Origin of the sequence: Clostridium rhizosphaerae, from assembly GCF_016765585.1 — a bacterium.
In the GTDB taxonomy this organism is placed as follows: Bacteria; Bacillota; Clostridia; order Clostridiales; family Clostridiaceae; genus Clostridium_AT; species Clostridium_AT rhizosphaerae.
In genome coordinates this window covers 515,319-539,793 of sequence record NZ_JAESWC010000001.1, presented here as the reverse complement: position 1 = coordinate 539,793, position 24,475 = coordinate 515,319, and the positions used below count along the sequence as shown (strand labels likewise).

Sequence of the window (24,475 nt, the reverse complement as noted above, 5' to 3'; positions counted from 1 at the left end):
AAATTCGAGGTGATATAAGTGAAAATAACAGCAGTTAAAGTATACAAAATAAAACCAAGATGGATATTTATAAAAATTAGTACAGACGAAGGAATAGATGGATGGGGCGAGCTTATATCAGGAACAAAGACAGAAACAGTTGTTGCTGGTGCCAATGAAATGGGTAAATACCTTATAGGAAGAAATCCTTTTGAAATAGAAAGACTCTGGCAGGAGCTTTACCGCTCCTTCTTCAGAGGCGGCCCAATCAACATGACTGTAATCTCCGGAATTGAAATGGCACTTTGGGATATAAAAGGAAAGGCCTTCAATATTCCTGTGTATGAATTTCTAGGGGGAGCAGCTAGAGACAGGATAATGGTTTATTCCTGGATTGGCGGAGACAGACCTTCAGAGGTTGTTAAAGAAGCTCTTGATAGAAAAGAAAGAGGTTTCCAGGCAATTAAAATGAATGCAACTGAAGAGCTTCACTATATAGATTCCTTCAAGAAGGTTCAGGCAGTTGTAGATAGAGTTGCATCAATTAGAGAAGCAGTAGGTTATGACTTAAATATAGGTGTAGACTTCCATGGAAGAGTTCATAAGCCAATGGCAAAGGTTCTTGCAAAAGAACTTGATCCATATAAATTAATGTTCCTTGAAGAGGTTGTACTTCCAGAAAATGAAGAAGCTTTTGCTGAAGTAGCAAAATATACTTCGACACCTCTTGCAACAGGTGAAAGACTGTACACTAGATGGGAGTTTAAAAATATTCTTAAGAATGGTGTTATAGATATAATTCAGCCAGACTTAGCTTTAACAGGCGGTATACTTGAAGGAAGAAAAATTGCAGCAATGGCCGAAGCTTTTGATATTGCGGTAGCACCTCATGCACCATACGGGCCAATAGCTCTTGCAGCAACACTGCAAATGGATGTATGTACTCCAAACGTATTTATTCAAGAGCAAAGCTTAGGGATACACTATAATAAAGGTTTCGATCTTCTAGACTTTGTTAAGAATAAAGAGATATTTGAATACAAGGATGGTTATGTAAATATCCCAACTAAGCCAGGCCTTGGACTAGAAATTGATGAAGATTTCGTTGAAAAAGTTGCACTTGAAGGTCTTAACTGGACTAATCCTAAGTGGAAAAACTACGACGGAACTATTGCGGAATGGTAACATTTTGCTTCGCAAAATAATGTAGAATGTAAAATGTAGAATTTAGAATGAAGGAAGCTTTGCAAGCAAAGCTTAATTAAATATCGGTGCGAAGCACCTTCTGATTTGAAAATCCCTGTAAAGGGATTTTCTTCATTCATTCTATATTCTTAATTCTACATTCTACATTAAATTTAGGGGGTGTTTTTTTGAACTATAAGCTAATCTGCATTGATTTAGACGGAACTTTATTGGATAATGATTGTCAGATATCAGAAAAAAACAAGGCAGCTCTAAAAGCAGCAGTAGATAAAGGTATTCGCATAGCTTTCACAACCGGAAGAATGTTTACTTCCGCAAGGCTTCACGCCAGTAAAGCTGGGATTAATGTGTCTATTATCGGCTCTAATGGAGCATATATTAGAGAAATAGATGGAGAAAAAGCAATTTTTGAGCGTCCATTAGATAGACAAGGCTTTGATAAGATTTGCGATGTTATTGAAAGATATAAATTAGATATAAATTTTAATACTTTTGACAGAGTTATTACAGATTATGAGCTTCCTCCAACGAATAATCATGTTTTGGCAAATAAAACCGTTTCTGAGGAACTTAAGATTAAGTTTGGAGTTCATAAAAATCTTAGGGAAATTTATGATATCTATGAGGAAGGTTTGCTTAAAGTTTTAATGTTTTCTAAAAATGGTAAAGAAACAATTAAAAAAGCCAGAAAGGAGCTTGAGGAATTTGACGGACTTGAGATATCAAGCTCAAAGGCAGATAACCTTGAAGTAATGACTAAAGGAATGACAAAGGGAACTGGTATTAGAGCTCTTGCCAGAATATTAGGAATAAGTCAGGAAGAGATAATGTGTATTGGGGACAGCGAAAATGATATCTCCATGTTTAACGCGGCAGGACTGAAGGTAGCGATGGGAAATGCAACGGAAGAATTAAAAGCTATGGCTGATTATGTAACTGATACCAATATTAACTCAGGAGTCGGCAAGGCTATTGAAAAGTTTATATTATAATTAAAGACTCAGTGAAAAAGGTGTTGTCTATTAGAAGACAGCACCTTTAATAATTACAATAAAAATTTTATACATACAGGACTTGGCATTGAAATTGAATGTCCAGTTTTGTTGAGCCTTCCTGTATTTTTATCTATCCTGAATACTACGATATTATTTGTATTCATATTTGCAGCAAGTAGGAAGTTTCCGCTTGGATCTATTTCAAAGTCGCGAGGATGATCTCCTTCTGTAGGAACATGTTCAATCAGTGAAAGTTTTCCCGAACCGGCATCTATTTTAAATATTGCAATACTGTTGTGCCCTCTATTTGAGGCATATAGATAATTTCCATCAGGAGATATATGGATTGCAGCTCCGATACTTTCTCCGCTAAAATCCTCTGGTAAAGCATTAAAATATCCAATTTCTTTAAAGTTTCCATTGGAAGAATTATATTGAAGAGCTAAAACTTCAGAACTAAGCTCAGTTAAGACATAGGCAAATTTTCCATTAGGATGAAATGACATATGTCTTGGGCCAGAGCCAGGTTTGAAGATTATTTCATTAGACTTTGTTAAAGTTCCTTTATTAAAATCATAAATGACAACTTTATCAATCCCGAGATCTACTACACACAAATATTTGTCATCAGGTGTGAGCTGTGCAAAATGAGCATGTGCCTTTTCTTGTCTGTCTTTATTTGGACCTGATCCTTCATGCTGAACTTTACAAGAATAAGATTGTATACTTCCGTCCTCATTAATTGGAAAAGCTTCTGCAGTTCCCATATGATAGTTTGCTGATAAAACATAGTTATCCTTGCTGTCTAAGCTTACATAGCAAGGTGAGCTGCCTAGCTCTATTTCATAGTTTAAGAAATTAAGTTTTCCTGTATTATCATCAATAGAATATGCAGCTGTACCGCCCTTATCATTTACTTTGATAACAGAATATAAATATTTGTTATTCTTAGAAATGTTTAAGTATGTAGGATTAGAAGCTTCCGCTGCTAATGATATATTATCAATTTTTCCGGTATTAGAATCAAATGAAAAGGTATAAATGCCTTTACTCTCTCCTTTAGTATAAGTTCCGATGTAGGCTCTAAATTTTTTATTATTCATATGAAATTCCTCCTTTTAGTGGGAAACACTGAGTAATTTAAAACTCTCGCTCCCGCTCGAAAATTGGTCGTTAAAGTTCATTTAGACCTTCAACCTCTGTATGACTTTCGTTATTATAGTTAAAATATATCATAAAACAATACAAATAACTTAGTTTAATAAATGTTTTCACAAAATATTTATTATTTATAAGTTGAGTTCATTTTCTGTATATTACTTATTAAATACTGTGCAGTAATTTCCCTCAGGGGTTCTGCATCTTGAACAACTTACACATATGGCTCTTTTTCTATCCCCTGTTTTCCACCTTTTGATTAAGTCAGGTTCAGCAAGCAATGGTCTTGATAAAGCAAAATATGTAATATTAGTTTCATTTAGAACTTTTTCTATAGAATTAATATCTCTAAAGCCACCAACTGTGATTATAGGTATTTTAAGCTCATCACTTATTATTTTTGCATATTCAGTAAAATAGCCTTCCTTTTGTATGGCGTAATTATCATAAACTTCTCCTGCCATATTTCTTGCTTTACCATGCACATTTCCTGAAAGCTCTATTGCATCAACTCCGGCCTCTTCAAGCTTTCTGCAAATTTCCTTGGTTTCTTCAAAGTTTAGTCCGCCTTCAAAAAATTCAGTTGCAGTAAGCTTAACTAAAATAGTGAAATCCTTCCCTACCTTTTCTCTCATTTTATAATAAATTTCTAATAAAAATCTCATTCTATTTTCTAAGCTGCCGCCATATTCATCAGTTCGTCTATTATAATAAGGACTTAAAAATTGATTTATAAGATAAGTATGAGCACCATGTATCTCTACCCCGTCAAAACCAGATTCTTTTGCACGTCTTCCTGCTTCTGCAAAAGCATTAACTATATAGTCTATTTCTTCCTTAGTCATAGTTTTGCCTGTGACCTTTGTTCCTATTTCAGGTACCTCACTTGGAGCATAAATAATTCTTTCACCTACATTATAGGTAGTTTTTGTTCCGCCATAAGCAATTTGAAGAACTATTTTTGAACCGCCCGTATGAACGATATTTGTAAGCTTTTTATATTCAGAAATAAAGGAATCATTATAGATGCCCATCATTCCAGGATTAGGCTGTTCTTCCTTTACGATATTAGCATATCCTGTAATAATAAGACCAAGCTCATTGCAAGCTAAGACTTTATAAGTATCATAAAGCTTCTCTGTAAGATGGCCGTCTTTATCAGCCATGTTCTCCCATGTAGCACTTCTGATAAATCTATTTTTTATTGCTATGTTTCCTAACTTGGTTTCCTCAAATAATCTTTTCATTTATTAAGTCCTTTCTGTATAATTATTGTGGTTAACACAACAATAATTATATAAAAATATAAATGAATGAACAATAAGACAAATAAATTTAGCTGGCTAACAAAATATTTTCTTGATCAAAATATTCATGTAAACGAATAACTAGGATGTAATAAATTTAAAGAATGTAGTGATATCAATACTTATACTTATTTTATTAACAAATATTAAATATAATTAGACAACTATTGACTAAAAAATATAGTGGTGATAATATAATAACATGTTTAGGCGACTAACTAAATTGAGGAGAGATTGATAAATGATTTCATGGGATAAGGATTCACTGTTTGCATTGTTTTTTCAAGTAATCAAGTTACAGCACAAAAGAATGCATACATATCTTGAAAAAATAAATATTTACCCAGGTCAGCCGCCGCTTCTTATGGCTCTGAATTTTAAAGACGGTCAAAGTCAGAAAGAGTTAGCAGAAAAGCTGGCTATAAAGCCTGCAACAATTACAGTTATGATTGGAAGAATGGAGAAGGCTGAACTTATTACCAGAAAACAGGATTCTGAGGATCAACGTATTTCCAGGGTCTACATAACTGAAAAAGGCAGAGAGATTTGCAAGCAGTCAATGGAGATTGTAAACAGTATAAGTGATGAATGCTTCAGCAACTTTACAGAAGAAGAAAAGGCACTACTTCGAAGAATGTTCATGCAGATGCGTGATAATCTTATTGAAGCGAGCAATAAAAAAGAAAATGTATAACTAGATATTAAGGACAAGGAGATGATTATTTGTGGCTAAACTATTTAGATTTTTAAAGCCGTACTCAAGTTATATCGGCGCTATTTTAGTGCTTTTGTTTTTTCAAGCAATGGCAGATTTATACTTACCTACATTAATGTCTGATATCATTAATAACGGTGTAGTTAATGGTGACTCAGTCTATATTATGAAAATAGGTGGTTTTATGCTTCTTGTAGCACTTGGAGGGGCGGTATGCATGATTTCAGCAAGCTATCTTTCTTCTAGAACAGCTACTGGTTTTGCAAATGATTTGAGGAAGAATATTTTTACAAGAGCAGAAAGCTTTTCGCTACATGAGTTTGATAAAGTAGGAACTTCATCAATGATAACAAGAACCACAAACGATGTTACTCAAATTCAGCAGGTAACAGTAATGGCGCTCAGAATGATGATTTATGCCCCTATAATGGCAATTGGTGGTATTATAATGGCTATAACAAAGGATAAGCAATTAACGTGGGTGCTCGCTGTTGCTATTCCTCTTTTAGGGCTTGTAATATTTTTTGTAGCTAAAACAGCAATACCTTTATTTAAGTTAATGCAGAAGAAAATTGATAAAATAAATCTTGTTTTACGTGAAAATCTTACAGGTATTAGAGTAATACGTGCTTTTAATAGACAAGAGGATGAAAAAGTACGCTTTGAGGAAGCAAGTATTGATTTAACTAACACAGCTATTAAGGTTAACAAAATGATGGCTGTTGTTATGCCAATTATGATGCTTATTATGAACCTTACAAGTGTATCTATTATTTGGTTCGGGGGCATTCGTATAGACAATGGCGATATGCAGGTTGGAGATATGATGGCTTTTATACAATATGCTATGCAGATTATGTTCTCATTCCTAATGCTTGCTATGATGTTTGTACTAATTCCTCGTGCTGAAGCTTCAGCTGAAAGAATTAATGAAGTACTTGATATGGAACCAGAAATCGTTGATCCTAAGAGTGCTGATAAAGCAGATAAAGAAAGAGGCTATATAGAATTTAAGAATGTTAACTTTAGTTATCCTGGTGCAGAGCAGCCAGCTATAGAGGATATAACCTTTAGCGCAAGGCCGGGAGAAACAACCGCTATAATTGGCGGTACTGGTTCAGGTAAATCTACTCTTATAAGTTTAATACCACGCTTTTATGATGTTCAAAGCGGAAGTATTTTAGTTGATGGGGTAGATATTCGTGAGATGACACAAGAGAATTTAAGAAGCAAGATAGGTTTTGTGCCTCAAAAGGCCGTACTTTTTACAGGAACCATAGCCGAAAATATTAAGTATGGTAAAGAAGATGCTACAGATGAAGAAGTAAAACATGCATCAGAAGTTGCTCAAGCAGCAGACTTTGTTTCTAAAATAAAAGAAGGCTACGAATCGGTTATTGCTCAAGGTGGTAATAATGTTTCTGGAGGACAAAAGCAGAGACTTTCAATAGCAAGAGCACTTGTTAGAAAACCGGAAATATATATCTTTGACGATAGCTTCTCAGCTCTAGATTTTAAAACGGATGCAAAGCTTAGAAGAGCGCTAAAGGATGAAACTAAAGACGCTACAGTTATAATAGTTGCACAAAGAGTAAGTACAGTAATGGATGCAGATAGAATTATAGTTTTAGATGAAGGTAAGATTGCAGGAATCGGAAATCATAAAGAACTTTTAGCCAGCAATGAAATTTATCGTGAAATTGTATCTTCACAGCTTAGTGAAGAGGAATTAGCTTAAGAGCAGAAGGGAGGCTAAAATATGAGTGAGAATAATAAGCAAAGACCAGCAGGCAGAGGTCCTATGGGCGGTGGACCACCAATGGGCCGAGCAGTTGAAAAAGCGAAGGACTTTAAAGGGACAATAAGAAGACTTATGAAATACTTGCTGCCTCGTAAGTTTAACCTTATAGCGGTATTTATTACTGCTATTATAAGTACAGTATTCAGTATAGTAAGCCCTAAGGTTATGGGTAAAGCGACAACAAAGCTTTTTGAGGGCCTAATGGGAAGATATATGTATTATGCTCAGATATCAAAGGCGGCAGAAGCAGTAAAAAAAGGAGCAGACCCAAGCATATTAAACAAGCTAAAGCAAATGGAAGTTCCTAAGGTGGATTTTGATTATATAGGGAAAATAGTAGTTATATTAATAGGATTATATTTAATAAGCTCGTTATTTAATTATATTCAGCAGTACATTATGTCTAGTGTTGCGCAAAATACCGTATTTGATATGCGTAAGGATGTTAATGACAAGCTAAATAAACTTCCTCTTAAATATTTCGATGCCCGTACTCATGGTGAAATATTAAGTCGTGTTACTAATGACTTAGATACGGTTGCTTCAACTCTTCAGCAGAGTTTAACTCAGCTTATAACTTCTGTAGTAACAATAGTAGGTATAATAGTAATGATGCTTACAATAAGTCCAGTACTCACACTTGTTACTATAACTACACTGCCGATATCTGTTTTAATAACAATAACTATAGCCAAGAATTCACAAAAGTTTTTTGCAGAGCAGCAAAAAATTATTGGAGAATTAAATGGCCATGTTGAAGAAATGTATACTGGGCATAAAATTGTAAAGGCCTTTGGTCATGAAGATAAGGCTATTAAAGAATTTGATGATATAAATGATAGATTGTTTAATGTAGGCTGGAAGGCACAGTTTGTTTCGGGTATTATAATGCCTATGATGAACTTTGTTAACAACATTGGATATGTACTTGTAGCAGTAGTTGGTGGTATATATGTAACCAAAGGTAAAATTACCGTTGGTGATATTCAAGCATTTATTCAATATTCAAGACAGTTTGGTCAGCCTATAGTTCAAACTGCAAATATAGCTAATATCCTTCAATCAACAGTTGCAGCTGCTGAACGTGTTTTTGAAGTTTTAGATGAAATTGAAGAAGTTCCCGAAAAGGAAAATTCTAAATTAATTAAAGCTCCAAAGGGTGAAGTTAGATTTGAGCATGTTAAATTTGGTTACAAAGAGACAGTTACTCTTATGGAAGATATGAATATAGAAGTTAAACCTGGTCAAACTGTTGCTATTGTTGGGCCAACTGGAGCAGGTAAAACTACAATGGTAAATCTTCTTATGCGTTTCTATGAAATTCAAGGCGGAAGGATTACTATTGATGGATTAGATATAAGAGATATGAAGCGTGGTGACCTACGTACAATGTTTGGTATGGTACTTCAGGATACTTGGTCCTTTAATGGAACTATTAAAGATAATATAGCTTATGGACGTAAGGGTGCTAGCTTTGAAGATGTTGTTAAAGCAGCTAAGGCAGCTCATGCAGACCACTTTATAAGAACTCTTCCTGAAGGCTATAATACAGTATTAGATGAAGAGGCTTCCAATATATCACAAGGTCAGAAGCAGCTTTTAACAATAGCTCGTGCAATACTTGCAGACCCTGCTATATTAATACTTGATGAAGCTACCTCTTCAGTTGATACAAGAACAGAAGTTCAAATACAAAAGGCTATGAATAACCTAATGCAAGGAAGAACTTCCTTTGTTATAGCACATAGACTTTCAACTATTCGTGATGCTGATTTAATCCTTGTTATGAATAATGGAACAATTATTGAGCAGGGAAATCACCATGAGCTTCTTGAAAAAGGCGGATTTTACGCTGATTTATATAACAGTCAGTTTACTGGTGCTAATTTAGATAGCGAAGCAGTATAATAAATAATAGTAATAATAGTGGAACTTTCGGCAGAAAATAGCTGAGAGTTCCATTTTATAATATTTTTTATAAAACCTGAGAGGAGAAAGTAAAAATGATAAATTTCAATTACTCAATTCCAACTAAAATTTTCTTTGGAAAGGATCAAGTAAAGGTACTTCCAGAACAAATAAAGAATTATGGCTCCAAAGTACTTATTGCTTACGGCGGAGGAAGCATAAAGAAGATGGGTTTATACGATAAGGTTATTGAGCTATTAAAGAGCAACAATATAAGTTACTGGGAGCTTCCAGGCATAGAGCCAAATCCAAGAGTAACAAGCGTTAGAAAAGGTGCTGAGCTTTGTAAGGAGCATAATATAGACTTGGTTCTTGCGGTAGGGGGAGGTAGCTCTATTGACTGCGCAAAGGTTATAGCGGCAGCAGCTAACTATGAGGGTGATGCATGGGATTTAGTGCTTGACCCTAGAAAGATAACTAAAGTAACTCCAGTTGCAAGTATATTAACACTTTCAGCAACAGGCTCAGAAATGGATGCCGGAGCAGTAATTACAAACTTGGAAACTAATGAAAAATTAGGAACAGGACATCCTGATATGGCACCAAAATTTTCCATATTAGATCCTACATATACTTTTACAGTTCCTAAAAATCAAACAGCAGCAGGAACAGCAGATATAATGAGTCATATTTTTGAAGTTTATTTTAATCTTACAGAAGGTGCTTACCTTCAAAATAGAATGGCTGAAGCAATGCTTAAGACTTGCATTAACTATGGAAGAAAAGCAATGGATGAGCCGGAAAACTATGAAGCAAGAGCAAATCTTATGTGGACTTCAAGTCTTGCAATAAATGGACTTTTAACTTATGGTAAAGCAACAAGCTGGAGTGTTCATCCAATGGAGCATGAATTAAGTGCTTACTATGATATTACTCATGGAGTTGGGCTTGCAATATTGACACCGGCTTGGATGGAATATGTTTTAAGTGATAAGACTGTAGATAAATTTGTTGAATACGGAGTTAATGTTTGGAACATCGATTCAAGCAAAGATAAATATGAAATAGCTAAAGAAGCTATAAACAAAACAAGAGAATTCTTTAAATCTTTGGATATTCCTATGACACTTAGAGAAGTAGGAATAGGTGAGGAAAAGCTTGAAGAAATGGCAAAGCAGGCTGTTAGAAGAGGCACTCTTGGAAACTTTAGGCCATTAGAAGCTGAAGACGTACTAAAGATATTTAAAGCTGCTTTTTAATAAAAATGCTGGGCATAGGAGATACATATGCTCAGCATTTTTTATACTAATAATTGAAAAATAATTGGCACATATTATAATCAGATAAAATTGTAATGGAGGCTAAATAAGTGGAACTTGAATATTTGATTAAAGCTATTGTGCCTTATATAATTCATTCACTTGAGTTGATCGGAATTTTTATAATAGTTGTGGCAACTATTAAGGCGTTTTATATTTATCTTAAAACTATAACTAATCCCAATAAAAATCAGATAAAGATTGATTTTGCAGAATCTGTAGCTCTTGCAATAGAATTTAAGCTTGCAAGCGAAATCATAAAGACTGTAATTATTCATACTATGAATGATTTATATATCCTTGGAGCTGTAGTACTAATAAGAATTGTATTAACTTTTGTTATTGATTGGGAAATTAAACAATTTCAAAACAAGAATCATAATGCAAATACAAAGCAATAATTACTGGAAAAATTTAAGTATTAGTGTTTTAATATATCTATGATTTATATAAATTATGGGTGGGGTTAGATATGAACTATTACTATATATTTTACTCTTTTTTAGTATATTCCTTTCTAGGCTGGACATTAGAGGTTATTTATCACATATATACTGAAAAAAGATTTGTGAATAGAGGCTTTTTATATGGACCTGTTTGTCCTATTTATGGAGCTACATCGGTACTTTTAATTTTAACTTTAACATCAATAAGCAGCAATATATTTTATGTGTATATGGGTGGTGCTGTTGCAGCCACTCTAATAGAGCTGATAACTGGATTTTTAATGGAGCTGTTTTTTCATACAAAATGGTGGGACTACTCAACAGAAAAGTTTAATTTTAAGGGATATATATGCTTAAGATTTTCACTTTTTTGGGGGCTGTTAGCTATTTTCTTCATGAAAATTATCAATCCTATAATTTCTAATTTTACATATTGGATTTTAAATAATTTTGGACAAGTATTATATAATATATTATTAATTATTATAATAGTTGATATAGCCCTAACTATAAATAGCTTAATCACCTTTAGAAGGTTATTTATTGAAATTCAGGATGTAATATCAGAAACAAAAATAAATATAGATAAATTAATAGAAGCAAGATTAAGTAAGGAAACTATTTTAACAATCCAGCAGAGAATAAATTATCTTGGAGATATTAAGGACAGGCTTGCAAAGAGAGTAAGCTTAAGACATAGAGAACTGTTACGAGCATATCCTCATTTAACTTCTAAGAGATTTGAAGGAGCTATAGAGGAAATTAAGAAGAGAATAGATAAGATAAATATAAAAAAATGATATTTTTATTTAAGGTAGAGTTCTATATTTTGTAGGGCTCTATTTATTTTTGTTAGATTTTAGGTACATATAATTTATTAAGCCTGGCAAGCATATAAAGTGAAATTAAAAAATGAATTAAGGTGAGAATATGAGAAAGTTGGCAGCATTATTAGTTTCAGTTTTTTTCATTTCAAACAATGTATGCGCTGTTAAGGCAGCAAATAATAAAATTGAAAATCAAAACTATATTGCAACGATGAAGCAGGATTTATTGGCTTTAATGATGGCATATCCTGAATATGTGCAGGGAGTTCAAAAAGATAACAAGGAACATGTATATCTTGTGATGAAGTCAGGCAGAAAAATACTTTATGATGATAAAAGGCAGAAAAGCTTTGATGAAAAGCTGAATAATCCAGACCTGCAGGATATGCTTGAACAGGTTTATCCATTAGGTTCTGTTACAAAGCTTATGGATAAAAATTTTGATCCTGGCCGTTCAAGGGATTATGAACTTATTAATGATGTTTATGGGAGTTCCAGGCAGCAGATAGAAAAAAATATGATGTCAGTTAATACAGGTTATGGAGTATATAGATTCAATAAAAATAATAAAGCGGCAGAAAACTTAAAAGCTGCTTCTAAAGAGCTTTTAGAACTTGCAAAAACAAATAAGAAAATAGGAGGATTTTTAGCCCCATGCCAAGGTACTTATAATTATAGGTTAATATCAGGAACGGGAAGATTAAGCCCTCATTCTTATGGTATTGCAATAGATTTAGCAAGTGATAAGAGAGATTATTGGAAGTGGGCATCTCCAGAGCAAGGGCAGCAAAGGCTATTATCTTACTCTAAGGAAGTTGTTGAGGTTTTTGAAAAAAACAATTTTGTTTGGGGCGGAAAGTGGGGGCATTTTGATATACTTCATTTTGAATACAGACCGGAGATAATAATGAAGGCAAGGTATTTTAAAAATGAAGTGGGAAGTAATTGGTATGAAGGTTTTCCTAAGGAAGATGAAAAAATAAAAATTTATATAAGGAATATTGAAGAAGCTTTAAAATAGCTGCCCAATTGGGCAGCTATTTTAATAATAAATTACCTTAAATTGACACAAGTGATTTAGGATAATGAGGGAATAATAAAAGCATTATAATAGCATTATTATAATTAATTTCAAATCTATGGGAAAAGGAGTATTAATATATGAACTTTTCTAAGCATAATAAGTTTAAAAAAATCACTACAGGTTTGATTATAATAGCTATCATTTTACCATTGACCACTATGTGGGCAAAATATCAGGTTTTTGCAAAGGCATCAGATAAGGAAGAAGCTAAAAAGGCAATAGAAGACATCTTTCAAAAGAAAAGCAAGGCTATAATTGATGGAGACTTAGAATTTATTCAATCTATGTATAACACTAATACTAAATATGGGACCTGGGCGTATGAATATGAGCAGAGAAAGGTTAAATACGTAAGAAACTGGGCAGAAAAGCAAGGTGTTAAATTTATTGAAATAAATCCTAAAGTAGTATTTAAAAAAATCAGTGGGAGCGGAAGCAGGTTTTCATCATATTTAATTTGTTCTACTGAGTATAAATACGTTTATGAAAATCAGCCGGAAGTTATCAACACATCAAGAATTGGAACATACCATACTATAAATCTTCAGAATAAGGATGGAGCATGGATTATAGAAAAAGAGTGGTATAATGATCCGTTTGCCGATTCCTTAAATTTAGATAATATTAAAGCAGATAACATAAAGCAGCATATTTTATCTCAGGGAAGCAGAGACTCAGAGCAATTAAATGAAAGAAGAATAAGGGCTGTAGATTATGCTAGGCAATTTTGTGGCGCAGCAAGCGAGGAACAGTATGGATTTAAGTATAATCCAAAGTATAGAAATTATAATCCTCAGGGAGGAGATTGTGCTAATTTTGCCTCTCAAATTTTATTTGAAGGGGCTAAGTTTAAAAAGAATGGCGCTTGGAATTATGACGGAAGAGGTGCCACAAGAGCTTGGTTAAATGCAGATGGTTTTAAGAGGTATATGCTATACAGCGGAAGAGCCTCGCTAATTGCTTACGGAGATTATGATAAGGTTTATAAAGCTTCCTACAAACTTTTGCCCGGAGATTTTGTTGCTTATGAAAAGAAGGGTGATATAACTCATATTTCTATGGTAACAGGCTCTGATTCCAGAGGTTATACCTTAGTTACTTGTCATAATACAGATAGATATAATGTGCCTTGGGACTTAGGCTGGAGTGATAAAAAAATAAAATTCTGGCTTGTACGTGTACACTATTAAAATAGCAGTTATGCTAAAGTAAACTTTTAGCATAACTGCTGTTTTGTTATATAATAGAAGATAATTATAACCGGTTAGGAGGAAAATATATGCATAAAACAGATGGTTCGGAAGTTGTATTTATAAAGAATTTTGAATCTAGAATTATGAATAATAAAAGAGATATAGCAGTCTATCTTCCTGAATCTTATAAAGAAGATGATAACAGAAGCTATCCTGTACTTTATATGCATGATGGACAAAATCTTTTTACAGGTATAGATGATGGAAGCGATATTAAGTGGAGGGTTAAAGAAACTACAGACAGGCTTATTAAGGAAAATAAAATACAAGATATTATTATTGTTGGAATTTATAATAATGAGCGAAGAATAAATGAGTATACGACAAGTTACGTAGAAAAGTTTAAAAGCGGCGGCAGAGGGGGAGATTATGCAAGCTTTATTATTCAAGAGATTAAGCCATATATAGACAGCAACTATAGGACATTAAAGGATAGATATAATACTGCTATAGCTGGTTCTTCTTTAGGTGGTCTGATTTCATTTTATATAGGCTGGAATTATAGTGACGTTTTCAAAAAGATAGGAGCGATTTCACCATCATTTTGGTGGAACTCCTGTGAAATTATAAAGGAAATAGAAAAATATAATGGTGATAAGAAGGATTTAAAAATATGGATTGATGCAGGTACGGCAGAGGAAACAAGTGATAGGAATAATAATGGAGTAATTGATATGGTTGATGATGCAAGAGATATGGTATCAGTGCTTAATAAAAAGGGCCTTAAGCCGAATGAAGAAATTATGTATTTAGAAGTTAACGAAGGAAAGCACAATGAGAAAGATTGGGCAGAGCGGTTTGACAAGTTTTTAATATATATGTTTTCTAAATAAAAATATTTAGTAATTTATGATGATTTCAAGAGATAGCGTGAGATAATTAAAGTCTTAACAAGATAATAATAAATAAATTTATTATTAGGAGAATTCATTGTTTAAATTCAACATAATTAGTCTTTCAAGAATTTGCTAATTATGTAACATATGTTATAATAAATTATAACATATAAAAAGTTATTAATAACTATATAATGCAATGTTGTATATTACAAAACCTTTGATAACCCTATTTGAAAGTAGCAATATACTTTGTGAAGGTTTAAACTTTTATGATAATTTTATAAAAATTACCTAATAAAGTATGTTATACTAAAATAGAGAAGACTTACAATTTTTTTAATTAATTGAAGAAGAAAGGGGTGCTTATGAATTTATGAGTCAATTGTATACTATTGTTTTTTGGGTAGGAGTTATTTATACCGTAGTTACTTCCTTAATGGGCGGACTTTTTGGGCTGCTTCATATCGACGGCCATGTAGATACAAATATGCATACGCATTTTGATGCTCATTTTGGAGGACATGGACATTTAGATACTCATGTAGAAGGAAGCGGGACTCCCCCTACTTTTGCAGTGTTTCCTTTAAAGCCTATAACTATAGTTTCTTTCCTTACCGTTTTTGGCGGAATTGGAATGATAGGTACTCATTATAATTTAAATGCGTTAATATTATGTGTCATGGCTATTGTTTCTGGATTAATAGTAGCATTTATTCTTTATAAATTTATAGTTGTACCTCTTTATAAAGCACAAAATACAAGCGCCTTCTCTAGAAAACAGCTTATTGGGATGCAGGCAAAGGTTATATCGCCGATACTTGAAGAAGGGTACGGTACTATAGCCTATGTAGTAAATGGCAAGAAGTACAATGCTCCTGCTCAGCATATAGCTAAAAAAGAAGTCTTACAAGGTGAAGATGTAATAATATACGAAATAAAAAATAACTTATTTTATGTTGAACCATTAAATTATAAAAATTAATTATAAAAAGGGGAGATTTAAAAATGGATTTAACAAATCTTATTATTCCAGGAATAATAGTGGGGGTCATAATACTATTAATCCTAAGCGTATTTTCAATGTGGAAGAGAGTTCCGCAGGACAAAGCCTTAGTTGTTACAGGACTTAGAAAAAGAGTTATAACAGGCGGTGGTGGATTTGTTGTTCCGCTGCTTGAAAGAACAGATAAGATTTCACTTGAAAACATGCAAATAGAAACTCGTATTGATGGTGCATTAACCAGTCAAGGTGTTGGCATAATAGCTGATGGTGTTGCTGTTGTTAAGGTAAAGTCGGACACTGAATCTATTTTGTCAGCTGCTGAACAGTTTAATACTTCAAATGGACTTCAGCATACTCTTCAAGTAATTGAGCATACAACGAAAAATGTACTTGAAGGTAAGCTTAGAGAAATAGTTTCTAAGATGACAGTTGAAGAAATATATATGGACAGAGAAAAGTTTGCTTCTCATGCACAGGAAGTTGCAGCTCTTGATTTAGCTCAAATGGGGCTTGAACTTAAGGTATTAACTATTAAAGATATAGCAGATAAAAATGGATATTTAGAAGCACTTGGTAAGCCAAGAATAGCAGCAGTTAAAAGAGATGCTTTGATTGCTGAAGCAGAAGCGAACAAAGAAACAAAAATTAAAACTGCAGAAGCTGTAAGACTTGGAGAGGCTGCTAAGATTTTATCAGAAACTCAAATTGCTGAGTCAAATAAGGAAAAAGAATTAAAGGTTCAGGCTTATAGAAAAGATCAGGAAATAGCAAAGGCTACTTCTGACCTTGCTTACGAAATTGAATCTAACAAAGTTAAAAGAGAAGTTACTGAAACTCAAATGCAGGTTGAAATCACTAGAAAGCTTAAAGAAAAGGAACTTGCTGACGCCGCAGTACAAGTTGAAATAACAAAGAAGGAAAGAGAAATAGAACTTGCTGAAAAAGAAGCTTTAAGAAAAGAAAGAGAACTTGAAGCTACAGTTAAAAAGCAGGCAGAAGCTGATAAGTTTAGACAAGTACAAGTTGCAGACTCTGTAAAGTATAAGGAAATTGCTGATGCAGAAGCAAGAGCAAGATCTATAGAACTTGAAGGTAAAGCAAAATCCGAAGCTTTAAGACTTCAAGGTATGGCAGAGGTTGATATAATAAGAGAAAAAGGTAAGGCTGAAGCTGAGGCTATGGCTAAGAAAGCAGAAGCATTTAAGCTTTACAACGATGCTGCTATGACTCAAATGATCATTGAAAAGCTTCCTGAAATTGCAAAAGCTGTTGCAGAGCCATTATCTAAAACTGAAAAAATTGTTATTCTTGACAGCGGAAACGGTGAAGGAAAAGGGGCTTCCAAGGTTACAGGCTATGTTACTGATATAATGGCACAGCTTCCAGAAACTGTTGAGGCATTAACAGGAGTTAATATCATGAATCTATTAAATAAAAAGATAGAAAATATGGATACTAAAAAAGAAGAAAAATAATTGAATAAGAAATGATAAAATGCGTGACGCATATGTCACGCATTTTAAAAGTAAAAGTTTATTGAAGGAGAGATGTTCTATGTGCAATATTTATATATATAATTCAATTAGAAGCTATAATGATAGCAATCCAGAGGTGACTTTAAAGGGAGATATAATAAAGGTTACAGGCCATAATCTTGTTGTAAAAGACCATGAGGGCTATGAACATATTATACCAATGACTAATGTGGTTTCTATAGTTTATGATGGAGATTATGCTGGAGGCTATCATATGCTTAAGCCTGTGTATATATACTATTCAGAAAAGGCTTATAATAGTTCAAGCCCTGAAATTGAATTTAATGGAGTGGTAAAAGCTATTAACGAGCATAACATAATAGTTTCCGGGGAAGAAGGGCTGACTCATATAGTATCTACTTTTCCTGTAATTGCTTTTGTTCATGAGGGCGGAACACACTATGAGATTAAGTAATGTAGAATGGTACCTAATATATAAAAAGTGGACTGCTAATTCTTGTGAGTTTGAATATTTGTTTAAGTCTTCACCCTTTGTTACGGCAAAATATATGGAGGACTTTGAGTTAAACTTAAATAAGGATTTTAAAATAAAAGATGAGCTTAGAAAGGCTTTAAAGGAAAATATTGAGGAAGATAGAATATTAATAGCAGATGTAGACAGCATGCTTGGTATTAATACGGCAGTAGTATTAAACAATGAATTTAGGGTTTGTCCTATACTGTCTTATAACTTCCTTTTTCATCCTTATGGCATAGTCGGAGATAATAGACTTATTGAAACACTCGTTGGAGCAGCGGATGTAATTGAGCCTATAAAACCAATAAGCTGGGCTTTTATACTTGATAAGAACAGATATATAAATGGTATGGATATAAATAATCCTATGGTTTTTAATAATCAGTATGAAATAACTGAAGAAGAGATGCCGGATATCGATATGCTAAGGAAACTAAACAAAAGATCAGTTAGTTTTTTATATGATAAAGATATAAAAGAAGATATAAAGTGCTATTTAGATTATCTAAAAGAAAATGATTTTACTGTAAACATGATTGATATAGGGGAGATATTAAATGAGCGAAAAAGAGAATAAAGGAAAGTCCAAGGCAGTAGCTCTTGCTATGGTAGTATCTATGGTACTAGCAAATCCTCTTTTTGAAACAGGCTGTGAAAAAAAGCCGCCTAAGGTAGTAGTTGATGAAGAGGAAATGCAAAAGCAGGAACAGCAAAATAGCGGAAGTCCAATAATAATGTCTGGTGGAGGGGGATTCCATACTCCATTCATATTCCACAGCTACTCAATAAATAATTCCAATGAATCCATATCAAATGGAGGATGGAAAAGTTGGACTGCTTCAACCGGTTCAAAGAGTGGATACTCAGGAGTACACCTATCAAGTTCTTCAAGTTAAGAAGGGGTTAAATTATGTACGGAAAACTATCAGACAAGTTATTGTTTGATTATTATATGATTCATTCAACTAGAAAAGAAGATATCTATTGTACTGTTCCTTTTTATATCTCAAAGGAAGAGTACAAGGAATTTAAAGACAGTTCTGAAATACTAAATAAGCTTGTATATAGGATTATGTCTAATATAACCGATGAATTTAAGGATTTTCAGAGCTTTATACCTGACTTTCAATATAAGGATAAAATACTAAATTTAAAAAGACCTTTAGGAGATACTTTTTGGGTAAGATATGACAGCTTTATTAGAGCTAAAGGCGGAGTTTTCTACAGTGAATTCAATTATGACAAGCCTTGTGCTCAAAGAGAAATATTAGCTACAGGAGAAATGGAGGCTAATAATAATATAAATCTTGAATATAGAGATAGGTTTAAAAAGGCCTTTGAAAAACTTCTAAAAGCACAGCCTCATAAAGAAAACTATACCATAGCTCTTCTATCAGATCCTTGTCATGCTGAAGAGGCACATATAATGTATCTTTTGGAAAAGGAGCTCAAGAGAGAAAATGTAGAGTTCATAAGAGTAGGACCTAAAAATCTTTATGTAGAAAATGAGCAGGTATATGGTTTTAAAAGACAGATAGATATTATTTTAAGACTCTTTCCTACAGAGTTTTCTTATGAAATAAATGACTTTGATAAGATACTTGAGGTCTTTGAAAAAGGCAGAGTAGATATAGCTAATGATGCTAGAGTTATAATTGGACAGTGCAAAAATCTTTACACATATCTTTGGCAGCTGACTAAGGCAAAGGATAAAAGGCTGACTGAGCTTGAAATGGAAATTATAGCGGCAACCTTACCTCATACAGAACTATTTGATAAGTCCAAGATAAATTATATATTAGAGCACAAAAACGAGCTTGTACTTAAACCGGTGTATGGAAGATACAGTATAGATGTTTTTATAGGCTCTCTTCATACAGAAGAAGAATGGAAGAAAAGTGTTCAATATGTTTTAGAAAGTGGCAAGGATTTTATAATACAAGAGTTTTGTGAAATTAAGCCAAGTGATTCCTACTACACTCCCGATGGGAAATTTGTTATTCCTACAAAAGCCTTTGCCAATATAGGCTGCTTTATATTTGATAATGAACTTTCAGGCTGCTGTATACGCTGGAGCGGTGATTATTTGACTACGGACGACTATACCTGGATTACTCCTATAGGCATAAAGAGTGATGCAGTTAAAATAAACTCTGCTGCTTTAGACGAAAAACAGCGAAAAAAGCTTTGGAATAAGATTACTGAAAGGGCTATGTTTGAGGCTGATTTTACAGGAAGATATGTAAAGAATTTTGAATATGTAGGACTTGACTATATTACTTTAGAAAAGAATAAGTATGAGGAGCTTAAAGAGGCAACTAGCAAAATGGCTTCTATAATGCATAAGACACAATCTCTTTTATACAACAATATAGATTATTTTGCAGATATATTAGGTATAGAGAATCTAAAGGAAATATTAAAGTATAAGTTTACAGAGGAATTTGTGTTTTTAGCTAGAATGGATTGGGCAATAGATTTCTCCGGAAATTTAAAGCTTCTTGAGATAAACTCAGAAACTCCAGCAGGACTTATTGAAAGCCTTTATATTGATAATATTATGAAAGCTGAACTTAATATAAATAAGTCCAGTGCAAATGAGGAGCTTAAAAGCAAAATAATAAAGCAATTTACAAAGATAATGGAGGATTATTCAAAGGTACACAGCATAAAAACCATAGGTATTTTATCAAGTACTTACTACGAAGACTGGTATACTACGAATACCCTGTACAAAACTTTAAAAGAGCTGCCTTTTGAATTTGTTGTTGGCACTATATATGACTGCACCGTGTCTGATAGCGGGAAGATATCATTGTTTAATAAAGAGCTGGATGCAGTTTATAGATATTATCCGCTGGATTGGTTTGATTTAGAAGGGATGACAGATTTAAAAGAAGCGCTTAAAAATACACTGTCCATAAATCCGACTCATACTATTATTTCACAGTCAAAGGCTTTTTTTGCAGTTATGTATGAGTTTTTAAATCAAGGTTTCTATAATGAAGAGGAAAGCCGTCTTATAACAAAATATATACCAAAGACTTCGCTTGATGTAGAAAAGCTTGAAACTTATGATTATATTGTAAAGCCCATACTTTCAAGAGAAGGAAGAGGCATAGATTTAGCTTTTGAGCTTAAGGACATACCGGACGAAAATCATATATATCAGGGAAGAGTTCATACTCTTAATGTTGACTATACTGTTCATGATAATATAGATAAGTTTCAGGATGTATTATATCCTATTTTTGGAGCTTATGTAACGGGAACTGAATTTGCGGGAATATATACAAGGCTTGGCAAGTTCGTAACACAAAACTTATGTATTTATACTCCTGCATTTATAGAATAGAGGGGGATTTTTTTGAAAGGGAAATATTATAAAGGTACAAGAAATGGTTATTATCCTAATGCATTAAAGGAAAGTAGTCCCAGAAATGATTATTATCCTAACACCCTAAAGCAAAACAGTCCTAAAAAAAGAAGTAAGACTGTAAAAAAGAATAATAATAAGATCTCATTAGCCTTTGCGGGATTTTTTCTGTTTATTATTGCAATGTTTTCAGTTGGTGCGTTATCCAGTTGTCAAAAGGTAATACACGTAGAGGCGTTAGAAGGCTACACTCAAACCGGAGAAGAATTTATGGAGGAGGCTAATTTAGTAAATCTAGATGGCTATTATGCAGGAACCGGCACTTTGAATAATATAGTTCATGTAAGGTTCCAGGCTGAAAAGGACGGACAGACTTCAGATACTATTGATGCTACTAAAAAGTTTTTTAATATAGTGTATACAGATGAAGCACAAAATTCTCAGTATAAAAATCTTGAAGGCAAGGTTAGAGCATTTAAAAGAACTTATAAAAAGGATCAGGATGTTAAGACTCATTACTACTATATAATTTATTCAAGCAAGGATAAGATTAAGGATGTGGGTGAGCTTAGCTTGGGAGATTAGTTTTAAAGCTGCTTGTATTAAAATGATACGGGCAGCTTCAATTTTGCTAAAAGTTTGACCTTTTAATCAATGATAATGTATTATTGTCATAGGACTTAAATATAGAAAGAATAATATATAAGACAGCAAGGTATGCTAAAAATATATTATATAACAACTTAAGGTGTTGAAGTCCTAAATGGACCTTAATGGGTTAATGAGGGGCTTAAACTACCTATTGTTTCAACTGAAAGGAGAATTTTAAATGGCTGATAATAAAAGTTTATATCCAATAAAGCTTAATGGAAAATATGGATATATTGATAACACAGGGAAAATAGTTATAGAACCAAAGTTTGAATATGGTGAGGAATTCTATGGAGAACTGGCTGTTATAGGAATTGGAGACAATTTTGGTTTTACAGACAAAGCAGGCAGCATAGTTAGTTCAGAGGAATTTCAGGATGTATTTGAGTACAGTGAAGGTTACACAGTTGTTGAGCTTAACGGTAAAAAAGGCTTTGTAGATGAGAAGGGTAACCTAAAAATAAAAGCAGTATATGATGAGGCTAATGGTTTTGCGGAAGATCTTGCTGCTGTACAAATAGGCTATAAGTGGGGATTTATAAATAAAGAAGGCAGCATTGTTATAGAGCCGGAGTATTTAGCTGCTTATGATTTCAGCGAAGGTTTAGCTCTAGTACAGCTTGGCGGCAAGCTTGGATACATAGATAAAAACGGAAAAATAGTTATAGAACCTGAATATGATTATGCACATGGTTTCAGTGAAGGAATGGCGGCTGTTCAGGTAAATGGAAATTATGGTTATATAAATAATAAAGGAGAAATGGTGATAAAGCCTAAGTACTCTTTAGTTAATGATTTCAGCGAAGGTTTAGCAGCAGTTGAATTGAACAATAAATATGGATATATAAATGCTTCAGGAAAAACTGTTATAGAATTTAAGTACGATTGGGCAGACAGCTTCTATGAAGGTCTTGCAGCTGTTGCTATAGAAGATAAATATGGTTTTATTAATAAAGAAGGTAAAGAAGTTATAGCTGTAAAATATGATAATGTTGACGTTGTAAGTGAAGGTTTAATATCTGTTGAAGTTAACGGCAAATGGGGCTTTATAGACATGGAAGAAAACTTTGTTATAAATCCTGTTTTTGATGAAGTATCTAAGTTTATAGATGGAGCTTCTAAAGTTTTATTTGAAAATAGAACAAGATATATTGATAAAAAAGGGGAGTATATCTGGAAGGTTGAATAGTTTAAGAATAGGGAACGTAAATAGATTTGAATTTACACAGATCTATCCACGTTCCCTACGGGTGGTCTTGACTGACCACTTTTTTTATAATCTAAATAACCCCAAAATATTTCTTTATTAGTTTATCACATCTGCCGCTTAATTTTTCTAATGCTTCCTTGCTTCCGTCTCTCTTTAAGTGATATTCTTTCATTAATCTTCCTTCTTCTATGCATATTTCATCATGAATTGGGAAGTAGTTTTCCATTAAAAATCTTGTGTAATTTACTAAACGTAATGAGCCATAAACTCTATAAGATTCTCCTTTTGGTGAATCAACAGCTACACTATATAAATCTTTTATAGATTTTATAATCTCATTTTTTTCATTTTTATGTGCAAATACTATTGTTTTAGCTATATCAAACCATGTAGCATTTATAGTTCCATGTGAATCACTGTTACCCAGTATTGGAATTCTATTTTTTTGTGTTATCATAATATCGTTATATAGAGCTACTTGCATATTATTTTCGTGCACGGTTTGTCCACCTAATAACTCAAATGCATCACATACTCCATTATTTAATATCTCTCTTGACATTTCTGGAGTAACATTATATGTATTTGAAATCCAGAACGGATGGCAGAACACTGAAAGCCCATTGGCCTCTCTTATTTTGTTGGATACCCATACGCACGCAGCATATATAAATCTATCTACATCTTTTGGAAGTTCTGTTAGAGTTTCCATTATTTCATTTACTTCTTTTCTATATTTTTTCTCGTCTGCTCTGTATATATCATTAACACTATACTCTGAACCAAAGTTAATAATATGAACATAGTTATCGGGAGAATGTACTTCTTCACCATTTACTATATTCAAATCAATTTTAACATCTTTAAATGAATTAATAGCTTCAACAGATGGATTATATTGTCCATGATCTGTTTGTGAAAAGAAGTCATAGCCTTGTTTTCTATAATTACATGCTACTATAGCAGGAGATTCTTTTCCGTCAGACCTGCAGCTATGAACATGAAGATCTCCCTTTAAAGGTATTCTTTCATATAAATCTTGCTCTACAGCATAAACTGATAATTGAAGAATCCCTTTGTCACCAAGGACTAAGTTATCTTTTTTGTATAAACGAATATAATATTCCTGCTCTTTCTTAAACTCGTATTCAAATACAAGTTTATTATCATAATTCTTAGTATCAATAGTGTTTTCCATTGTAAATTCATGATTCATTATTTGGTTTACTGGAACAATCTTAACTATATAATTTTCCCCAGTAAAATTATATTTTTCATCTAGTGTTTCAATAGTAATCACTGTTTTCTTTTTAGTTAACAGCACCTTTGGATAAATATCATAGCATTGTAACTCAGTTCTCATTATTACATCCTCCTAGAAATAT

22 protein-coding genes are annotated in these 24,475 nt (G+C 33.1%); 19 read left to right on the top strand and 3 right to left on the bottom strand.

Annotated elements, in window-relative coordinates; genetic code table 11:
- The first annotated feature begins 18 nt into the window (after positions 1 to 18).
- Positions 19 to 1,164, top strand: a complete 1,146-nt coding sequence (gene dgoD / locus JK636_RS02615) for a galactonate dehydratase (RefSeq protein ID WP_202747274.1) — start codon at positions 19 to 21, stop codon at positions 1,162 to 1,164.
- A gap of 188 nt (positions 1,165 to 1,352) precedes the next feature.
- The gene (locus JK636_RS02610; protein WP_202747273.1) at positions 1,353 to 2,177 is read left to right on the top strand and encodes a Cof-type HAD-IIB family hydrolase; all 825 of its coding nucleotides are present in this window, start codon (positions 1,353 to 1,355) and stop codon (positions 2,175 to 2,177) included.
- Between the two features lie 53 nt (positions 2,178 to 2,230).
- Here JK636_RS02610 and JK636_RS02605 read toward each other — a convergent pair whose 3' ends face one another.
- Positions 2,231 to 3,283: a lactonase family protein gene (locus JK636_RS02605; RefSeq protein WP_202747272.1), complete on the bottom strand. Its 1,053-nt coding sequence runs from the start codon at positions 3,281 to 3,283 to the stop codon at positions 2,231 to 2,233.
- Between the two features lie 213 nt (positions 3,284 to 3,496).
- Positions 3,497 to 4,585: an NADH:flavin oxidoreductase gene (locus JK636_RS02600; protein WP_202747271.1), complete on the bottom strand. Its 1,089-nt coding sequence runs from the start codon at positions 4,583 to 4,585 to the stop codon at positions 3,497 to 3,499.
- A 301-nt stretch (positions 4,586 to 4,886) separates the two neighbouring features.
- Between JK636_RS02600 and JK636_RS02595 the strand changes: the two genes are divergently transcribed.
- From JK636_RS02595 to JK636_RS02515, 17 genes are all read left to right on the top strand, one after another.
- Positions 4,887 to 5,339: a MarR family winged helix-turn-helix transcriptional regulator gene (locus tag JK636_RS02595; protein ID WP_202747270.1), complete on the top strand. Its 453-nt coding sequence runs from the start codon at positions 4,887 to 4,889 to the stop codon at positions 5,337 to 5,339.
- Between the two features lie 31 nt (positions 5,340 to 5,370).
- Positions 5,371 to 7,098, top strand: coding sequence for an ABC transporter transmembrane domain-containing protein (locus JK636_RS02590; RefSeq protein WP_202747269.1), 1,728 nt, complete (start codon positions 5,371 to 5,373; stop codon positions 7,096 to 7,098).
- Positions 7,099 to 7,119: 21 nt separating this feature from the next.
- Complete coding sequence (locus tag JK636_RS02585) at positions 7,120 to 9,069, top strand: ABC transporter ATP-binding protein (RefSeq protein ID WP_202747268.1); 1,950 nt, start codon at positions 7,120 to 7,122, stop codon at positions 9,067 to 9,069.
- Positions 9,070 to 9,164: 95 nt separating this feature from the next.
- The gene (locus JK636_RS02580) at positions 9,165 to 10,328 is read left to right on the top strand and encodes an iron-containing alcohol dehydrogenase (RefSeq protein ID WP_202747267.1); all 1,164 of its coding nucleotides are present in this window, start codon (positions 9,165 to 9,167) and stop codon (positions 10,326 to 10,328) included.
- Between the two features lie 110 nt (positions 10,329 to 10,438).
- A complete protein-coding gene (locus tag JK636_RS02575) occupies positions 10,439 to 10,789 on the top strand; it encodes a DUF1622 domain-containing protein (protein WP_338025714.1) in 351 nt (116 codons plus the stop codon).
- A 71-nt stretch (positions 10,790 to 10,860) separates the two neighbouring features.
- Positions 10,861 to 11,634 (top strand): putative ABC transporter permease, encoded by a 774-nt coding sequence (locus JK636_RS02570; RefSeq protein ID WP_202747266.1) that lies wholly within the window; start codon positions 10,861 to 10,863, stop codon positions 11,632 to 11,634.
- Between the two features lie 130 nt (positions 11,635 to 11,764).
- The gene (locus tag JK636_RS02565) at positions 11,765 to 12,682 is read left to right on the top strand and encodes a M15 family metallopeptidase (RefSeq protein WP_202747265.1); all 918 of its coding nucleotides are present in this window, start codon (positions 11,765 to 11,767) and stop codon (positions 12,680 to 12,682) included.
- A 140-nt stretch (positions 12,683 to 12,822) separates the two neighbouring features.
- Positions 12,823 to 13,935: an amidase domain-containing protein gene (locus JK636_RS02560; protein WP_202747264.1), complete on the top strand. Its 1,113-nt coding sequence runs from the start codon at positions 12,823 to 12,825 to the stop codon at positions 13,933 to 13,935.
- Positions 13,936 to 14,024: 89 nt separating this feature from the next.
- The gene (locus tag JK636_RS02555; protein ID WP_202747263.1) at positions 14,025 to 14,831 is read left to right on the top strand and encodes an alpha/beta hydrolase; all 807 of its coding nucleotides are present in this window, start codon (positions 14,025 to 14,027) and stop codon (positions 14,829 to 14,831) included.
- A 379-nt stretch (positions 14,832 to 15,210) separates the two neighbouring features.
- Positions 15,211 to 15,819 carry an NfeD family protein gene (locus JK636_RS02550; RefSeq protein WP_202747262.1) on the top strand — a complete coding sequence of 203 codons (609 nt, stop codon included), beginning with the start codon at positions 15,211 to 15,213 and terminating at the stop codon, positions 15,817 to 15,819.
- A 23-nt stretch (positions 15,820 to 15,842) separates the two neighbouring features.
- A complete protein-coding gene (locus JK636_RS02545; RefSeq protein WP_202747261.1) occupies positions 15,843 to 17,315 on the top strand; it encodes a flotillin family protein in 1,473 nt (490 codons plus the stop codon).
- Positions 17,316 to 17,394: 79 nt separating this feature from the next.
- Positions 17,395 to 17,790, top strand: a complete 396-nt coding sequence (locus JK636_RS02540; RefSeq protein ID WP_202747260.1) for a hypothetical protein — start codon at positions 17,395 to 17,397, stop codon at positions 17,788 to 17,790.
- Positions 17,777 to 18,430 (top strand): hypothetical protein, encoded by a 654-nt coding sequence (locus JK636_RS02535; protein ID WP_202747259.1) that lies wholly within the window; start codon positions 17,777 to 17,779, stop codon positions 18,428 to 18,430. Before JK636_RS02540 ends, JK636_RS02535 begins: the two co-directional genes overlap by 14 nt.
- Complete coding sequence (locus JK636_RS02530; protein WP_202747258.1) at positions 18,411 to 18,749, top strand: hypothetical protein; 339 nt, start codon at positions 18,411 to 18,413, stop codon at positions 18,747 to 18,749. Before JK636_RS02535 ends, JK636_RS02530 begins: the two co-directional genes overlap by 20 nt.
- A 14-nt stretch (positions 18,750 to 18,763) precedes the next feature.
- The gene (locus JK636_RS02525) at positions 18,764 to 21,208 is read left to right on the top strand and encodes a glutathionylspermidine synthase family protein (protein ID WP_202747257.1); all 2,445 of its coding nucleotides are present in this window, start codon (positions 18,764 to 18,766) and stop codon (positions 21,206 to 21,208) included.
- 12 nt (positions 21,209 to 21,220) lie between these two features.
- Positions 21,221 to 21,814 (top strand): hypothetical protein, encoded by a 594-nt coding sequence (locus tag JK636_RS02520; protein WP_202747256.1) that lies wholly within the window; start codon positions 21,221 to 21,223, stop codon positions 21,812 to 21,814.
- Between the two features lie 244 nt (positions 21,815 to 22,058).
- A complete protein-coding gene (locus JK636_RS02515) occupies positions 22,059 to 23,069 on the top strand; it encodes a WG repeat-containing protein (RefSeq protein ID WP_202747255.1) in 1,011 nt (336 codons plus the stop codon).
- Between the two features lie 91 nt (positions 23,070 to 23,160).
- Here JK636_RS02515 and JK636_RS02510 read toward each other — a convergent pair whose 3' ends face one another.
- Entirely contained in the window at positions 23,161 to 24,453 is a 1,293-nt protein-coding gene (locus JK636_RS02510; RefSeq protein WP_202747254.1) for a PHP domain-containing protein, read from the bottom strand.
- Positions 24,454 to 24,475: the final 22 nt, after the last annotated feature.

Bases quoted from the DNA above. Each gene is read 5' to 3' on its own strand.
- JK636_RS02605 (WP_202747272.1), bottom strand. From the start codon at position 3,283: ATGAATAATAAAAAATTTAGAGCCTACATCGGAACTTATACTAAAGGA.
- JK636_RS02600 (WP_202747271.1), bottom strand. From the start codon at position 4,585: ATGAAAAGATTATTTGAGGAAACCAAGTTAGGAAACATAGCAATAAAA.
- JK636_RS02595 (WP_202747270.1), top strand. From the start codon at position 4,887: ATGATTTCATGGGATAAGGATTCACTGTTTGCATTGTTTTTTCAAGTA.
- JK636_RS02585 (WP_202747268.1), top strand. From the start codon at position 7,120: ATGAGTGAGAATAATAAGCAAAGACCAGCAGGCAGAGGTCCTATGGGC.
- JK636_RS02580 (WP_202747267.1), top strand. From the start codon at position 9,165: ATGATAAATTTCAATTACTCAATTCCAACTAAAATTTTCTTTGGAAAG.
- JK636_RS02570 (WP_202747266.1), top strand. From the start codon at position 10,861: ATGAACTATTACTATATATTTTACTCTTTTTTAGTATATTCCTTTCTA.
- JK636_RS02565 (WP_202747265.1), top strand. From the start codon at position 11,765: ATGAGAAAGTTGGCAGCATTATTAGTTTCAGTTTTTTTCATTTCAAAC.
- JK636_RS02560 (WP_202747264.1), top strand. From the start codon at position 12,823: ATGAACTTTTCTAAGCATAATAAGTTTAAAAAAATCACTACAGGTTTG.
- JK636_RS02555 (WP_202747263.1), top strand. From the start codon at position 14,025: ATGCATAAAACAGATGGTTCGGAAGTTGTATTTATAAAGAATTTTGAA.
- JK636_RS02550 (WP_202747262.1), top strand. From the start codon at position 15,211: ATGAGTCAATTGTATACTATTGTTTTTTGGGTAGGAGTTATTTATACC.
- JK636_RS02545 (WP_202747261.1), top strand. From the start codon at position 15,843: ATGGATTTAACAAATCTTATTATTCCAGGAATAATAGTGGGGGTCATA.
- JK636_RS02540 (WP_202747260.1), top strand. From the start codon at position 17,395: ATGTGCAATATTTATATATATAATTCAATTAGAAGCTATAATGATAGC.
- JK636_RS02535 (WP_202747259.1), top strand. From the start codon at position 17,777: ATGAGATTAAGTAATGTAGAATGGTACCTAATATATAAAAAGTGGACT.
- JK636_RS02530 (WP_202747258.1), top strand. From the start codon at position 18,411: ATGAGCGAAAAAGAGAATAAAGGAAAGTCCAAGGCAGTAGCTCTTGCT.
- JK636_RS02525 (WP_202747257.1), top strand. From the start codon at position 18,764: ATGTACGGAAAACTATCAGACAAGTTATTGTTTGATTATTATATGATT.
- JK636_RS02515 (WP_202747255.1), top strand. From the start codon at position 22,059: ATGGCTGATAATAAAAGTTTATATCCAATAAAGCTTAATGGAAAATAT.
- JK636_RS02510 (WP_202747254.1), bottom strand. From the start codon at position 24,453: ATGAGAACTGAGTTACAATGCTATGATATTTATCCAAAGGTGCTGTTA.